9 protein-coding genes are annotated in these 16202 nt (G+C 64.1%); 8 read left to right on the top strand and 1 reads right to left on the bottom strand.

The genetic code is table 11. From position 1 onward, the window contains the following. Position 1 precedes the first annotated feature (1 nt). The 5 genes from HT051_RS12045 to HT051_RS12025 all read left to right on the top strand — a co-directional run bounded on the left by HT051_RS12045 (position 2) and on the right by HT051_RS12025 (position 9125). On the top strand, positions 2-2221 hold the full coding sequence (locus HT051_RS12045; protein ID WP_174542257.1) for a heavy metal translocating P-type ATPase: 2220 nt from the start codon (positions 2-4) through the stop codon (positions 2219-2221). A gap of 56 nt (positions 2222-2277) precedes the next feature. Then, a complete protein-coding gene (locus tag HT051_RS12040) occupies positions 2278-2688 on the top strand; it encodes a heavy-metal-associated domain-containing protein (RefSeq protein WP_174542256.1) in 411 nt (136 codons plus the stop codon). A 380-nt stretch (positions 2689-3068) separates the two neighbouring features. Next, positions 3069-4742 carry a bifunctional protein tyrosine phosphatase family protein/NAD(P)/FAD-dependent oxidoreductase gene (locus tag HT051_RS12035; protein ID WP_174542255.1) on the top strand — a complete coding sequence of 558 codons (1674 nt, stop codon included), beginning with the start codon at positions 3069-3071 and terminating at the stop codon, positions 4740-4742. A gap of 42 nt (positions 4743-4784) precedes the next feature. Next, positions 4785-6533 carry a SulP family inorganic anion transporter gene (locus HT051_RS12030; protein WP_174542254.1) on the top strand — a complete coding sequence of 583 codons (1749 nt, stop codon included), beginning with the start codon at positions 4785-4787 and terminating at the stop codon, positions 6531-6533. Between the two features lie 222 nt (positions 6534-6755). Next, a complete protein-coding gene (locus HT051_RS12025) occupies positions 6756-9125 on the top strand; it encodes a phosphoketolase (protein ID WP_174542253.1) in 2370 nt (789 codons plus the stop codon). A gap of 9 nt (positions 9126-9134) precedes the next feature. Here HT051_RS12025 and tal read toward each other — a convergent pair whose 3' ends face one another. Continuing rightward, a complete protein-coding gene (tal, locus tag HT051_RS12020) occupies positions 9135-10244 on the bottom strand; it encodes a transaldolase (protein ID WP_174542252.1) in 1110 nt (369 codons plus the stop codon). Between the two features lie 187 nt (positions 10245-10431). Here tal and HT051_RS12015 point away from each other — a divergent pair, with 187 nt between their 5' ends. Genes HT051_RS12015 through ppsA form a run of 3 tightly spaced genes read left to right on the top strand, consistent with a single transcriptional unit; the run spans position 10432 to position 16158 of the window. Then, entirely contained in the window at positions 10432-11229 is a 798-nt protein-coding gene (locus tag HT051_RS12015; protein WP_174542251.1) for an HAD family phosphatase, read from the top strand. Between the two features lie 55 nt (positions 11230-11284). Further along, a complete protein-coding gene (locus HT051_RS12010; RefSeq protein WP_174542250.1) occupies positions 11285-13774 on the top strand; it encodes a glycoside hydrolase family 65 protein in 2490 nt (829 codons plus the stop codon). Beyond that, on the top strand, positions 13771-16158 hold the full coding sequence (gene ppsA / locus HT051_RS12005) for a phosphoenolpyruvate synthase (protein ID WP_174542249.1): 2388 nt from the start codon (positions 13771-13773) through the stop codon (positions 16156-16158). Before HT051_RS12010 ends, ppsA begins: the two co-directional genes overlap by 4 nt. The last annotated feature ends 44 nt before the right edge of the window (positions 16159-16202 follow it).

Raw genomic sequence — 16202 nt, 5'->3', positions numbered from 1 at the left:
CATGCAGCGCGACGCCGCCCTTTCTTTCGGCGAAGACAAGCTCCGAACCCTTCGCCCCGTCCGGAACAAGCTCGTGGTGGCCCACGAGCTGCGAAAGCGGCTGCGGCTGAAGATGCCGCTGCTTCGCACCCCGCGTCTGGACACCGGGCATTTGGCCAGCCTGGTCGGCGAATATGACGGCGTCGACTCCGTCCGCATCAATGCCGCCGCGTCCTCCATCGTCATCGCCTATGACGGCAGCGCCGGGGCGCGTCAGGCGATCTTCGACCGGCTTTCGACGCTGTCCCCGGGCGAGCTGCAGTTCAACAATGGCATCAGCGAGCCCAGCTTTGCGCCGATCGCGCTACGCTTAGGCCTGCTCCTGGCAATGCCGGTGCTGCCGGCCGCGCTCAGCCATCTGTTGATCTGGGGCACCATCGCCCCCCGCCTGGCGCGGGGCGTCTGGTCCGTGTTCACCAAGGGCGTCAGCGTCGAGTTGCTGGATGCGGTCGCCGTGGCGCTCGGCGCGCGCATGGGCCGCTACACCACCGCGCTGGTCACCGACACGCTGATGGCCAGCGGCGATTATCTGGAAGAGACCACGGAGCGGCATTCCGAGGATCTCCTCACCCATCTGCTTTATCCGCACCCCTCCGCGGTTTGGGTGGAGCGCGACGGCAGGACCATCAAGGTGCCGTTCGCCGAGGTCGGCACCGGCGAGATCGTGGTCGCCGGCACTGGCGAGCTGATCCCCATCGACGGGGTGATCGCTGAGGGCGTCGCCCAGGTGAACCAGGCCTCCGTCACCGGCGAGAGCATCCCCGTCGGCAAGGAAGCCGGCGACCGCGTCATCGCCGGCAGCATCGTGGAGAGCGGCCGCCTGAAGATTGAGGCGCGCCAGGTTGGCGACGAGACCACCACCGCACGCATTGCCGCCTTCATCCACGAGTCGCTCACCATTCAGTCCAACACCGAGCGGGTGGCCGAGGAGTTCGCCAATCAGCGGGTGCTGCTCACCCTCGGGCTCGGCATCGCCACCTTCCTGCTGACTCGCGACATCACCCGCGTCATGTCGGTGCTGCTGATCGATTATTCCTGCGCGGTGAAGCTGAGTGCGCCGGTGGCCGTCCGTTCCACCATGTCCGACGCCGCCGATCGCGGCGTGCTAATCAAGGGCGGCCCGAGCATCGAGGATCTCGCCAAGGTCGATACCATGGTGTTCGACAAGACCGGCACGCTGACCCGCGGCGATCTTGCCGTCACCGATATCGTTCCCCTGGCGCCGGAGCTTTGCTCCGAGCATGAGATGCTGGCCATGGCCGCCTCCATCGAGGAGCATTCGCGTCACCCTATCGCCGATGCCGTCGTCTCCGCCGCCAGGAGCCGCGGCCTCGACCACGTCGATCACGACGATATCGATGTCGAGATCGCCCATGGCCTGCGCACCAAGGTCGACGGCAAGCGCGTGGTCATCGGCAGCCGCCATTTCCTGCAGGATCACGAAGGCATCGATCTGCATCCTTACGAAGCGACCGCGCACGAATTATCGGGGCAGGGCAAGATGCTGCTCTACGCCGCTTATGGCGGAACGCCTGTCGGCATCATCGCCATCCGCGACGAGCTGCGCGCCGAATCCGCCGAGACCATGCAGCGCTTGCGAGAGTTTGGCGTGGAGCGGCTGATCATGCTCACCGGCGACCGGGAGCAGCGGGCCAAGGCGCTCGCCGCCGCGGTCGGCGTGGACGAGGTGTTCGCCGAATTGCAGCCGGAGGATAAGGCCGACATCGTCAAGCGGCTGCAAGGCGAGGGGCGGCGCGTCGCCTTCGTCGGCGACGGCATCAACGATGCTCCGGCGCTGGCCACCGCAGATGTCGGCATCGCCATGCCGCGCGGCGCCGATATCGCCCGCGCTACCGCCGATATCGTTCTGCTGCGTGACGACCTTGCTATGGTCGGCGATGCCCGCGAGGCGGCGCAAACCGCCATGGCTGTCATACGCAGTAATTTCCGCGCCGCTATCGGTATCAACACGGGACTTTACGTGCTGGCCTCGCTAGGCTGGCTGCGCCCGGTCGCCGCCGCCATCCTCCATAATGGCACGACGCTGGCGCTGTTGGGCCGTGCTTTGTCGGCCACGGATTTTCCCGAACCGGATTGCCAGACCGAGGCCGAGAAAGACGGCCCCGAAGACGCCGACGGTTCGGAAGCGCCTGCCGCGCAATGTCGGCCGGCGATCTCGTAAGCAACCCGCCAACCGGACCCAGTCGGTCCGGCGGCCGGCGGGTGAGGAGGATGGGTATGGTCTACTGCATACATCACGTACCGGGGCGCGCGCGCTTCAAGGTTCCGCGCCTGAAACAGGATCGCGATTTCGCCAAGGAGATCGACGAGAAGCTCTCCGCACTGCCGGGAGTCACCCGCGTCGAGATCAATCATTCGGCCTGGTCGGTCATCGTCCATTACGACGCGGCCATGGAGAGCGATCCGCTGCAGGATGCCGTTCTGCATATGCATGGCGGCACGCTGCCGATCACCACCGAGCCGGGCGGGCCGAACCCGATCCCGCTCACGCCCAAAGCCAACGGCCACGATCGGGAGAAGGTCTCCCGCGGCGTCGGCAAGATCGTCGGGCAGGCGGTGTTCGCCACTCTGGTGCAGCGCACCTTGGAGCGCAGCTTGCTGCATATCCTGACCGGCGGTCTGCGCTAGGCGCACCGTTGGCGCCACGCTCTATCTTTGAGATTTGTTGGGACGAAGCTTCCGTCCTGAAAGGCTCGCTTTTGCGCGTTTTCCGCGTAGTCGAACCGGCATCCGATCGATTCCAATGATGATTTCGATCAATTAATTCAATCAATGTCATTCGTGACATTGATCTATTGGGGAAATATATTCTCCTCGCTGCCGCTCACACAAAAACAGCGAAGCATGGGGGGCGGCTTTTTTGAAATGTGCCATTGCCTGTCGACAGCCTTTGAAGAGATCTTGCGACACGCCGCGCCGGACAACCCGAGCGGGTGCTGCAGGCGGTCGTTTGCAGGACGTGTAGCAAGATGCGCGGCAAGGCGGTCGGTCGTGACCGGGAGGAGAGAATGGAATTCCGCAAGCTGAGTGACGAGATCACGGTTTCCCCGCAAATCGAGGCCGGCGATCTCGAGAAGATCAAACAGGCGGGGTTCCGCGCCATCGTCTGCCACCGCCCCGATGGCGAGGCCGCCGATCAGCCCAGCTTCGCCGAGATCGAGAAGGCGGCGAAAGAGGCCGGGCTCGAGGTTCGGTATCAGCCGGTGACCTCCGGCAAGATCTCCGACCAGGATATCGAAGCCTATGCCACGCTGGTGAAGGAGCTGCCCAAGCCGGTCTTCGCCTATTGCCGCACCGGCACCCGCTCCACCTCGCTCTGGGCGCTGTCTCAGGCCGCCTCCAAGCCGCTCTCCGATATCGTCTCTGCCGCGCAGGACGCCGGCTACGACATGAGCGGCATCGTCCGCCGCATCGCCAATAAGGGCCGCACCCCTACCGCGCTGGCCGACGCGACCCACGAAATCGTCATCGTCGGAGGCGGCGCTGCCGGCATTGCCACCGCCTCCAGCCTCCTGGCCCGCGATCCCGATCTCGACATCGCCATCATCGATCCGGCCGATACCCATTATTATCAGCCCGGCTGGACCCTGGTCGGTGCCGGCGTGTTCGATCCCTCCTTCACCGTCAACACCATGGCCTCGGTGATCCCGAGCGGCGTCAAATGGATCAAGGCCGCGGTCACCGCCTTCGAGCCGAAGGACAATGCGGTGATCTTGGAGGGCTGCCGCGTCGTCCAATATAAGTGGCTGGTGGTCTGTCCCGGCATCAAGCTCGATTGGGACAAGGTGGAAGGCCTGCCCGAGACGCTGGGCCGCAACGGCGTCACCTCCAATTACCGCTTCGATCTCGCCCCCTATACCTGGGAGCTGGTGAGCAATTTCAAGGAAGGCAAGGCCGTCTTCACCCAGCCGCCGATGCCGATCAAATGCGCCGGCGCGCCGCAAAAGGTGATGTATCTCTCCGCCGACCACTGGCTGCGCAGTGGCCATCTGAAAGATATCGATGTCGGCTTCTACAATGCCGGCGGCGTGCTGTTCGGCGTCGCCGACTACGTGCCGGCGCTGATGGAATATGTGGAGCGCTATCACGCCGCGCTGAACTTCCATCACAACCTGGTCGCCATCGACGGGCCGGCCAAGAAGGCCTGGTTCTCCAAGACGCTTCCCGATACGCCGGAGGAGACCGTCGAGGTGCCCTTCGACATGATCCATGTCACCCCGCCGCAATGCGCGCCCGACTTCATCCGGGTGAGCCCGCTCGCCAACGAGGCCGGCTGGGTCTCGGTCGATCAGGAGACTCTGCGCCACACCGAGTTCTCCAACATCTTCGCCCTGGGCGATGTCTCATCCGCCCCCAATGCCAAGACCGCGGCGGCGGCCCGCAAGCAGGCTCCGGTGGTGGCCCAGAACCTGATCCACGACATCTCGGGCAAGGCGCTGACCGCCGCCTATGACGGCTACGGCTCATGTCCGCTGACGGTGGAGAACGGCAAGATCGTGCTCGCCGAGTTCGGGTATGGCGGCAAGCTGATGCCGAGCTTCCCCAGCTTCTTCATCGACGGCAAGAAGCCCTCGCGTATGGCCTGGTGGCTGAAGGAGCGCATCCTGCCGCCGATCTATTGGCGCGCCATGCTGAAGGGCCATGAGTGGCTGGCCAAGCCGAAACCCTCGCAAGGCTCGTAAATCGTCGTAAGCCCACATTTGAGCTGAAAGGCTCGCACTCCCGTGACGACAGAGAGTCTTCCACGGCGCCCTGCAGCGAAAGGCGGATCGACGCTCCGCCGCTACCTGCCGATCCTCGATTGGGGCGCCAGCTATTCGCGCACGCTGTTCGGTCACGATCTCCTCGCTGCGGTGATCGTGACCGTCATGCTGATCCCGCAGAGCCTCGCCTATGCGATGCTCGCCGGCCTGCCGCCGGAAGCCGGCCTCTATGCCAGCATGCTGCCGCTGGTGGCTTATGCGATCTTCGGCACCAGCCGTACCTTGGCGGTCGGCCCCGTCGCCGTGGTCTCGCTGATGACTGCATCGTCGGTCGGCGCCATCGCCGCCTCCGGCACGGCCGACTACGCGTCCGCCGCTTTGCTGCTGGCGCTGCTCTCCGGGCTGATGCTGCTCGCCATCGGCCTGTTCCGCCTTGGCTTCCTGGCCAATTTTCTGAGCCATCCGGTGATCTCCGGCTTCATCACCGCCTCCGGCATCATCATCGCCGCCAGCCAGCTCAAACATATCCTCGGCATCCAGGCGCAAGGCAGCAATCTGGCCAGCCTGCTCGCCAGCATGGCCGGCCATATCGGCGAGACCAATCTTTGGACCTTCGCCATCGGCGCCGGCGCCATCGCCTTCCTGTTCTGGGTGCGGCTCGGGCTGAAGCCGCTCTTGACCGCATGGGGGGCGAGCCCGCGCGCGGCCGATATCGTCGCCAAGACCGCGCCGGTGCTGCTGATCCTGGTCACCACCGCGCTTGCCTGGTGGTTCCACCTCGATCAGCGCGGCGTGCATATCGTCGCCGAAATTCCGCAAGCCTTGCCGCCGTTTGCACTGCCGCCTCTCGACCTGTCTTTGATCGAGCAGCTTTGGCTGCCGGCGCTGCTGATCAGCATTATCGGCTTCGTCGAATCCGTTTCCGTGGCCCAGACCCTCGCCGCGAAGCGGCGTCAACGCATCCATCCCGATCAGGAGCTGATCGGTCTCGGCGCCGCCAATATCGCCGCCTCCGTGTCCGGCGGCTTTCCGGTCACTGGCGGCTTTGCCCGCTCGGTGGTGAATTTCGATGCCGGCGCCGAGACCCCGGCGGCCGGCGCCTTCACCGCCATCGGCATTCTCGTCGCCGCGCTGCTGCTGACGCCGTTCCTCTACTACCTGCCGCAAGCAACCCTCGCGGCGACCATCATCGTCGCCGTGCTCTCGCTGGTCGATCTCGGCGCGCTGAAGCGCACCTGGGCCTATTCCCGCGCCGATTTCGCAGCTATGGCGGCGACCATCCTGCTGACCCTCGGCTTCGGCGTCGAGGTCGGCGTGGTGACTGGCGTTGCCGTCTCCATCGTCCTGCATCTTTGGCGCACCAGCCGGCCCCATTGCGCCGTGGTCGGCGTCATTCCCGGCACCGAGCATTTCCGCAACATCAACCGCCATGAGGTGGAGACCAGCGACAGGCTGATCACCCTTCGCATCGACGAGAGCCTGTATTTCCCCAATGCCCGCTTCCTGGAGGATCGGATCTCCGAGCTCGTCGCCGAAAACCCGAAGGTGGAGAACCTGGTGCTGATGTGCCCGGCGGTGAACCATATCGATGCCAGCGCCCTGGAGAGCCTGGAAGCCATCAACCGCAGCCTGAAGGATGCCGGCGTCACCTTCTCTCTCTCCGAGGTGAAGGGGCCGGTGATGGACCGGCTCAAACGCACCCATTTCCTCGATGAGCTGACCGGCAAGATCTACCGCTCCCAGATCGAGGCCTATCGCGCGCTCGCTTAGACCGAAAATCCAATCCCGCCGATCGTTCGCACGCAACTCATCCGCCATGTGGAGGCTTAGGAGAGGGGGGCCGCGGGCCGCAGGACTGCGAAGACAGGGTCGTATAGGCTTTACCGGCGCGCGATATCTTTGATGCTAAGCATCGGCGCATGCCGCCGCGGCGGTTATGCGGGAGCGAATGGAACGCGTGCCCGAGAGGGCCCAAACCGGAAGGAGACGCGAATGGCTGATCGATTGGAACCGCAAGAGCTGGAGACACTCGATCGCTATTGGCGGGCGGCGAACTACCTGGCCGTCGGGCAGATCTATCTTTACGACAATCCGCTGCTGCGCGAGCCGCTGAAGCCGGAGCACATCAAGCCGCGCCTGCTCGGCCATTGGGGCACGTCCCCCGGCCTCAACCTTCTCTACGTGCATCTCAACCGGATGATCCGGGAGAAAGATCTCGACATCCTCTTCGTCACCGGACCGGGCCACGGCGCTCCCGCCATCGTCGCCAACACCTATCTGGAAGGCAGCTATAGCGAGCTCTTCCCCGACGTGCCGCAAGGCGCCGACGGGATGAAGACGCTGTTCCGGCAATTCTCCTTCCCCGGCGGCATCCCCAGCCATACCGCGCCGGAAACGCCCGGCTCGATCCATGAGGGCGGCGAGCTCGGCTATTCCCTGTCCCATGCCTTTGGCGCGGCTTTCGACAATCCGGAGCTGATCGTCGCTTGCGTGGTTGGCGACGGCGAGGCCGAGACCGGCCCTCTCGCCACCGCCTGGCATGGCAATAAATTCCTCAACCCTGCCACCGATGGCGCCGTGCTGCCGATCCTGCATCTCAACGGCTACAAGATCGCCAACCCCACCGTGCTCGCCCGCATCGGCCATGACGAGCTGGCCGATCTGATGCGCGGCTACGGCTATACGCCGTATTTCGTCGAAGGCGACGATCCGGCCGATGTGCATCAGAAGATGGCCGCCACGCTGGAGACCGTTACCGCCGACATCAAGGCGATCCAGACGCGGGCCCGGGAGGAGGGCGTGCTCGACCGTCCCCACTGGCCGATGATCGTGCTCAATACGCCGAAGGGCTGGACCGGGCCGAAGGAGGTGGACGGGCTCCCCACCGAAGGCACCTGGCGCTCCCATCAGGTACCGCTCGCCAAGGTGCGCGAGAACCCGGCGCATCTGAAGCTGCTGGAAAGCTGGCTGCGCAGCTATAAGCCGGAGGAGCTGTTTGACGAGGAGGGACGCCTTCGCTCCGAGCTTGCCGCGCTTGCGCCGGAGGGCGCCAAACGCATGGGGATGAACCCCGCCTCCAACCCCGGCGTGAGCGAGCTAAAAATCCCTGATTACAAAGACTTCGCCTTCGATCTGGAAGCGCCGGGCGCAAAGCGCGGCGAGGCGACGCGGGTGATGGGCGATTTTCTCGCCGAGGTGATGCGGCTCAACCTGGAGGACCGCAATTTCCGCGTCTTCGGCCCCGACGAGACCGCATCCAACCGCCTCAGCGCGCTGTTCGACGTCACCAACCGCAGCTGGGACACCACGCGTCTTCCGACCGACGATCATCTCGATCCCAGTGGCCGCGTCATGGAGATCTTGAGCGAGCACACCTGCGAGGGCTGGCTGGAGGGCTATCTGCTCACCGGCCGCCACGGCTTCTTCTCCTGCTACGAAGCCTTCATCCACATCATCGATTCCATGTTCAACCAGCACGCCAAATGGCTGAAGGTCAGCCAGGAGGTGCCCTGGCGGCGCCCGCTCGCCTCGCTGAATTATCTGCTCACCTCCCATGTCTGGCGCCAGGACCATAACGGCTTCAGCCATCAGGACCCCGGCTTCATCGACCATGTCGTGAACAAGAAGGCGGAAGTGGTGCGGGTCTATCTGCCGCCGGATGCCAATACGCTGCTGGTGACCGCCGATCATTGCTTGCGCACCCGCAACACCGTCAACGTCATCGTCGCCGGCAAGCAGCCCGAGCCGCAATGGCTGACCATGGAGCAGGCGATCCATCACTGCGAGGCCGGTGTCGGCATCTGGCCCTGGGCCGGCAATGAGGATGACAGCGAGCCCGACGTGGTGATGGCCTGCGCCGGCGACGTGCCGACCATCGAGACCTTGGCCGCCGTCAGCCTGCTGCGCCAGCATCTGCCCGATCTGAAGGTGCGGGTGGTGAATGTCGTCGATCTGATGCGGCTGCAGCCGGAGGAGTTTCATTCCCACGGGCTCTCAGACGCGGCCTTCGATTCCATCTTCACCAAGGACAAACCGATCATCTTCAACTTCCACGGCTATCCCTGGCTGATCCACCGGCTCACCTACCGCCGCACCAATCACCATAATCTGCATGCCCGCGGCTATATCGAGGAGGGTACCACCACCACGCCTTTCGACATGGCGGTGCTGAACGGCATCGACCGTTTCCATCTGGTGATGGATGTGATCGACCGCGTGCCCGGCCTTGCCGAACGGGCCGAGCTGCGCCAATCCATGGAGAACAAGCTCTCCGATCACCGGCATTACATCACCGCCCATGGCGAGGATATGCCCGAGATCCGCGATTGGGTCTGGCCGGCGGAGAGCCTGGAGGAGGTGTGAGCGGCGCGCTTAGCCGAGCTTTGCGGCCAGCGCCTTCTGCAGCGCATCGAACGGCTTGATGAACTTGTCGATGCCTTCCTCCTCGAGCTTGTCGGCCACCTGATCGACATCGATGCCGAGCTTGGCGAGTTCGCCGGGAAGGGCGCGCGCCGCCTCGATATCGTCTTCCAGCCGCGGTGCCGGATCGCCATGCTCGCGATAGGCCTCCAGCGTCTCCATCGGCAGGGTGGATACCGTCTCCGGCCCGATCAGCGCATCGACATATTTGGTGTCCGGGTATTCCGGATCCTTCGGCTGGGTGCTGGCCCAGAGCAGCCGCTGCGGCGTGGCGCCGGCTTCCGCCAGGCGATGCCAGCGGTCGGATTCCATGATTTCGATGTAGCTCTGATAGGCGAGCCGGGCCAGCGCGATCGCCGTCTTGCCGCGAAAGGAAAGCGCTTCGCCGCCTTTTTCCTTCAGCTCCGCATCCACCATGTGATCGATGCGGCTCAGGAAGAAGCTCGCCACCGAGAACACGCCGCTCACCGGCAGGCCTTGCTCCAGGCGTTTTTCCAGCCCCGCCATATAAGCCTCGGCCACCGCCTCGTAGCGGTTGACGCCGAACAGCAGCGTCACGTTCACGTTGATGCCTTCGGAGGTCAGCGTCTCGATCGCCGGAATGCCCGGCTTGGTGCCCGGCACCTTGATGAACACGTTGGGCCGGTCCAGCGCTTGCCAAAGCCGGCGCGCCTCGCTCAGCGTGCCGTCCGTATCCAGCGCCAGATGCGGCGAGACCTCATGGCTGACGAAACCGTGCGCGCCGTGGCTTTCCTCGAACATCGGCCGAAACATATCGGCCGCATCGCCGATATCCTTCAGCACCAGCGTGTCGTAGAGCTCCGCCACGTCGCTTGTCTTGCCGCGCATCGCCGCGATCGCCGCCTCGTAATCCTTAGAATGGCTGATCGCCTTTTCGAAGATCACCGGGTTGGAGGTGATGCCGCCAAGCCCGTCCTCCGCAATCAGGCGGGCCAGCTCGCCGTCCTCGATCATCCCGCGCTGGATATAGTCGAGCCAGATGCTCTGCCCCAGCGACTTGGCGCGCAGCAGCGGATTGATAGTGGCGATTTCTGCATCCATGGGTCTTTCGTCTCCTTGTCTTCGTGACCAACGGCGGAGCGTCCAGCCCGTTCCGGCGATCTTCAGTCTTTTTCTACCAGACCCCTTCAATGTCACGCAAAGAGCGACATGTTGATGTAGGTCTAGGTCTTTGGGCGGCCCGAAGAAGCGTCGCGGACTTACGTCCGCAGGCGAAGCTGGAGGTGAGATGCAACCGCAAGCCCGGCGCGATGTGGAGAACGAGCCCGCCATTCAGGCGGTGGTGTTCGACATGGACGGCGTCATGACCAACACCATGGAGGCGCATTTCGCCGCCTGGAAACAGGTGTTCGACGAAGCCTTGCGGGCGCGCAGCGAAAAGGGAGGCGAGCCCTTCCGACCCTTCACCAAGGACGAGTATTTCGCCCATGTCGACGGCATCCCGCGTTTCGACGGGGTGCGCCGCTTCTTCGAATCCCGTAGTATCGCGCTGCCCGAGGGCGCCGAGGACGACCAAACTCTGGAGACGATCCACGGCATCGGTAACCGCAAAAACCAGGTCTTCCGCGATTGGTTGGCCAAAGAGACCGTGCCCGCTTACCCTGATGCGGTAAGTTTCGTGCAAACGCTCAAAGATCATGGCATCAAGGTCGGTATCTTCTCCGCGAGTCGCAATTCGCAAGACGTGCTGAAAAGTGCCCATATCGCCGATCTGTTTGACGCCCATGTCGATGGCACCGATGCGAGAGAGCTCGGCCTTCCCGGCAAGCCCGATCCCGCCATGCTGATCGAGACCGCCCGGCGCCTCGGTGCCGACCCCGCCCATTGCGCCGTGGTGGAGGACGCCGTCTCTGGCGTCGGCGCCGGCGCCACCGGCCATTTCCGCCTGGTTATCGGCGTCACCCGCGAGCCGGAAGGCAGCGACGCCCACGCCAAGGCGCTCCGCCGAAGCGGCGCCGATATCGTGACCCACGATCTTGCCGCTCTGCTTCGCGAAGGGAGCCCGGCGCGGCAGAGACTTCTTTGACCGTTTCCCAATCAATCATGCAACGTCGACCGCAAAACGCTTTGGAGGTCCGCTCGTGAGCGAATGGATTTTGATCTACGAGGGTTACGACCCCGGCATGGAGGGCAACCGCGAAACCCTTTGCGCTCTCGGCAACGGTTATATCGTCACCCGCGGCGCCGCCGCCGACTCGAAGGCCGACGAGGTGCATTACCCCGGCACCTATCTCGCCGGCGGCTATAACCGCCTCACCACCGAGATTGCCGGGCGCAAGATCGAGAACGAGGATCTGGTCAATCTGCCCAACTGGCTGCCGATCTCTCTCAAGATCGGCGAGGGCGATTGGATCTCCCCCGACAACATCGAGTATCTCGATTACCGCCAGGAGCTCGACCTGCGCCAAGGCCTCCTGACCCGCACCACGCGTTTCCAAGACGGGGAGGGAAGGGTCACCCGCTGGGAGGAGAAGCGCATCGTCTCCATGGCCGACCGCCACCTCGCCGGGCTTTCGATCACCATGACCCCGGAGAACTGGTCGGGCGAAGCCACCATCCGCACCACTCTCGATGGCGGCGTGACCAATTGGGGCGTGCCGCGCTACCGCTCGCTCAACGGGCAGCATTTGGAAACCCTGGAGCTCGGCCCCGACGACGGCGTGATCCTCACCTTGCGCAGCCGCATGGTGCAGGCGCGGCGCGAGATCGGACTTGCCGCCCGCACCCGGGTGGAGTGCGAGGGCATGGGCGTATCGCCGCAAACCCCCGCGACCGGCGAGGATGCGATTTGGGCCGACTATACGCTAGAGGCCAAGGCGGGCAGTCCGATCCATGTCGAGAAGACCGCCGCCTATTTCAATTCCAAGGACAACGCCATCTCCGAGCCGCTTCTGGAAGCGATCAAGCGCGTGCGCGCCGCGCCGCCTTTCGCCGAGCTTCTGATGGCGCATAGCCGGGCCTGGGATCACCTCTGGGAGCAATGCGATATCCGCGTGCAGACCAGTGAGCGCGGCCCCCAGCTCAAGCTTCGGCTGCACATCTTCCATATCCTGCAGACCGCCTCGCCCCACACCATCGGTACCGATGTCGGCGTGCCTCCGCGCGGCTGGCATGGCGAGGCCTATCGCGGCCACATCATGTGGGACGAGCTGTTCATCTTCCCCTATCTCGATCTGCGTCTGCCGCTGCTCACCCGCGAGCTTTTGCTCTATCGCTTCCGGCGTCTGCAGGAGGCGCGCCACGCGGCCAAGGAAGCCGGATTCCGCGGTGCCATGTTCCCCTGGCAGAGCGGTTCCAACGGCCGCGAGGAAAGCCAGCGCATCCACCTCAATCCCGTCTCCGGCGATTGGATTCCCGACAATTCCTGGCGTCAGCGCCATGTCGGCGCCGCCATCTGCCGTAATATCTGGCAGTTCTACCAGACCACCGAGGATCGCGATTTTCTGATCGATTGCGGCGCCGAGCTGTTCTGCGAGATCGCGCGCTTCTGGTCGAGCCTCGCCAAGCTGCGGCCCGACGGGCGTTTCGATATCAACGGCGTGATGGGACCGGACGAATTCCATACCGCCTATCCGGACGCCGATCCCTCCATCGGCGGCGGGCTCAACAACAATGCCTACACCAACATCATGGTGTCCTGGATTTTGACCCGCGTCTTCGACGTGCTCGATCTTATGCCGGCCGATCAGCGCCGCCGCCTGTGCGAGCGCCTGCATCTGGACCAGGAGGAGCTCGACCGCTGGCGCGATATCAGCACCAATCTGGTCGTGCCGTTCCAGGACGGCGTGATCAGCCAGTTCGAAGGCTACGAGAAGCTGCAGGAGTTCGACTGGGAAGGCTATTCCGAGAAATACGAGGATATGCAGCGGCTCGACCGCATCCTCGATGCGGAAGGCAAGGACCCCAACGACTACAAGGTCTCCAAGCAGGCCGACCTGCTGATGATCTTCTACCTGTTCAGCCGCGAGGAACTGGAGGAGATCTTCCACCGGCTCGGCTATCCGTTCTCGCCGGATCTGATCTTCAAGAACATCCAATATTACATGTGCCGCACCTCGCACGGCTCCAGCCTGAGCTGGATCACCCATGCCTGGATTCTGGCCCGTGCCGACCGCCAGCGCTCCTGGCAATTGGTGCAGTCCGCGCTCAACACCGATATCGCCGACATCCAGGGCGGCACCACCGCCGAGGGCATTCATCTGGGCGCCATGGCCGGCACCGTCGATATCTTCCAGCGCTGCTATACCGGGCTCGAAGCCCGCGCCGGCATTTTGATGTTCAATCCGCGTCTGCCCGAAGAGGTGCAGGAGCTCGAGGTGACCTTCCGCTACCGGCGCCACATCCTCGACGTCAAAGTGACCCAGCACCACCTGTCCGTTTCCAGCCGTCCCACCACGGCCGATCCGATCACCCTGGGCTATCGCGGCCAGATCCGGCCGATCAGTCCGGGGCAAAGTTTCGATGTCGAGCTGGTCGAGGAGTACAAGCCCGACCGGCCCGAGCGAGAACGTGAACAAGAAAAAGCCGCGAAAATCCGCGGCTGTGATCCTGAGGAGGAAGAAGCCGCATGAACGATCAGTCTCTCGTCATCCCGCTGTCTGAGATCGCCCGGAGCGATGTCGCAAAAGTCGGCGGTAAGAATTCATCATTGGGCGAGCTGATCGGCCATTTGCAGAAAGAAGGCATCAACGTCCCCGGCGGTTTCGCCACCACGTCGGACGCCTTTTGGATGTTCATCAAGGAGAACCGCCTGCATGAGACCATCGCCGCGGAGGTCGCCAAGCTGGGCGACGATCTGGGCACTTTGGCCGAGGTCGGCAGCGCCATCCGAAAATCCATTCTCGATGCGCCGTTCCCGCCCGCTCTGAAAGACGCGATTCTCGGCACTTATGACGAGATGCGTGACCGCGGCGACCGTACCGTCGCGGTGCGCTCCTCCGCCACCGCCGAGGATCTGCCCGAGGCGAGCTTCGCCGGTCAACTTGAGTCCTATCTCAATATCGAGGGCGAGGAGGCGCTGCTCGATGCTTGCCGCAAATGCTATGCCTCGCTGTTCACCGACCGGGCCATCAGCTATCGCGAGAACCACGGCTTCGACCATCTCCAGGTCGCCGTCTCCGTCGGCGTGCAGAAGATGGTGCGCTCCGATCTCGCCTCTTCCGGCGTGATGTTCTCCATCGACACCGAGACCGGCTTCCCCCGCTCGATCCTGATCACCGGCGTCTGGGGGCTCGGCGAGACCATCGTGCAAGGCATGGTCGATCCCGACGAGTTCCAGGTCTACAAGCCGTTCCTCGACCGCGAAGACCTCACCCCGATCATCCACAAATCCCTCGGCGTGAAGCGCTCCAAGATGATCTACGCCAAGCAGGGCTCCACCGTGGTGGTGGAGACCGAGCGCGATGAGCGCCGCCGCTTCGTGCTCGACGACGACGAGATCCTGACGCTCGCCCGCTGGGCCGCCACCATCGAGCGCCATTACGGCTGCCCCATGGATATGGAATGGGCCAAGGATGGTGAGACCGGCGAGCTCTACATCGTCCAGGCTCGGCCCGAGACGGTGCAGTCCCGCCGCGAGGCGAGCGCGCTGCATACCTACAAGCTGAAGGGCAAGGGCGAGTTGCTGTTCTCCGGTCTTGCCATTGGCGATGCTATCGGCGCCGGCAAGGTCTGCAAGCTGCAAAGCCCCGACGAGATCGAGAGCTTTCCCCGCGGTGCCGTGCTGGTGACCGCCACCACCGGCCCCGACTGGGTGCCGATCATGACCCGCGCCGCCGCCATCATCACCGATCACGGCGGCCGCACCAGCCATGCCGCCATCGTCAGCCGCGAGATCGGTTTACCCGCCATCGTCGGGGCAGGGGATGCCACCAAGCGCCTGGAGGAGGACCAGCCGATCACCGTCTCCTGCGCCGAAGGCAGCGAAGGCCATGTCTATGAGGGCATCGCCGAGTTTGAGAAGATCGAAATCGAGATCGCCGACATCCCCGAGACCCGCACCAAGGCGATGCTCAATCTCGCCGATCCGGCCGGCGCCTTCCGCTGGTGGCGGCTTCCCGCCGACGGTGTGGGGCTGGCCCGCATGGAGTTCATCATCGGGCGGCATATTCAGATCCACCCCATGGCGCTGATCCGCTTCGACGAGGTGGAGGACGAGGCGGCCAAGACACAGATCGCCAAGCTGACCCGCGGCTACCCGTCCAGGGAAGAGTATTTCATCGATAAGCTCTCCCGCGGTATGGCCCGCATCGCCGCCGCGCATCACCCGAACCCGGTGATCGTGCGCATGAGCGACTTCAAGACCAACGAATATGCCGATCTTCTCGGTGGCGCCCAGTTTGAGCCCCATGAGGAGAACCCGATGCTCGGCTGGCGCGGGGCGAGCCGCTATTACGACCCGGCCTATCGCGAGGGCTTCGGCTTGGAATGCCAGGCCCTGGCTCGTGCCCGCAACGAGATCGGCATGGACAATATCGTGATGATGATCCCGTTCTGCCGCACCCTGGCCGAGGCCGATAAGGTGATCGCCGAGATGGCCAAGCATGGGCTGGAGCGCGGCAAGGATGGGCTGAAGCTTTACGTCATGGCCGAGATCCCCGCCAACGTGAAGCTGGCCGAGAAATTCGCCGAGCGCTTCGACGGCTTCTCTATCGGCTCCAACGACCTCACCCAGCTCACCCTCGGCGTCGACCGCGACAGCGACCGGCTGACCGATCTGTTCGACGAGCGCAACGAGGCGGTGCTCGCCATGATCGAGGAGCTGCTGGAGAAGGCCCAGAAGACCGGCTCCCATACCGGGCTGTGCGGCCAGGCGCCGAGCGATCACCCCGAGTTCGCCCGCTTCCTGGTCGAGAAGGGGATCGATTCCATGTCGGTCAGTCCCGACCGTTTCGTGCGGGTAAAGGAGCAGATCGCCGCCGCCGAGGCCCATCTCGGCATCGCGCCCGAAAAATAACGGAAGCGAGCGCGCGGCTATGTCCCGAACCGGAGCATTGACAC

This window comes from Methyloligella sp. GL2 (genome assembly GCF_013341275.1).
Lineage (GTDB): Bacteria > Pseudomonadota > Alphaproteobacteria > Rhizobiales > Methyloligellaceae > Methyloligella.
This window is presented reverse-complemented; position numbering and strand designations above follow the sequence as displayed.

Coding starts and splice junctions, on each gene's coding strand:
- HT051_RS12045 (WP_174542257.1), top strand. CDS start 2: ATGCAGCGCGACGCCGCCCTTTCTTTCGGCGAAGACAAGCTCCGAACC.
- HT051_RS12040 (WP_174542256.1), top strand. CDS start 2,278: ATGGTCTACTGCATACATCACGTACCGGGGCGCGCGCGCTTCAAGGTT.
- HT051_RS12035 (WP_174542255.1), top strand. CDS start 3,069: ATGGAATTCCGCAAGCTGAGTGACGAGATCACGGTTTCCCCGCAAATC.
- HT051_RS12025 (WP_174542253.1), top strand. CDS start 6,756: ATGGCTGATCGATTGGAACCGCAAGAGCTGGAGACACTCGATCGCTAT.
- tal (WP_174542252.1), bottom strand. CDS start 10,244: ATGGATGCAGAAATCGCCACTATCAATCCGCTGCTGCGCGCCAAGTCG.
- HT051_RS12015 (WP_174542251.1), top strand. CDS start 10,432: ATGCAACCGCAAGCCCGGCGCGATGTGGAGAACGAGCCCGCCATTCAG.
- ppsA (WP_174542249.1), top strand. CDS start 13,771: ATGAACGATCAGTCTCTCGTCATCCCGCTGTCTGAGATCGCCCGGAGC.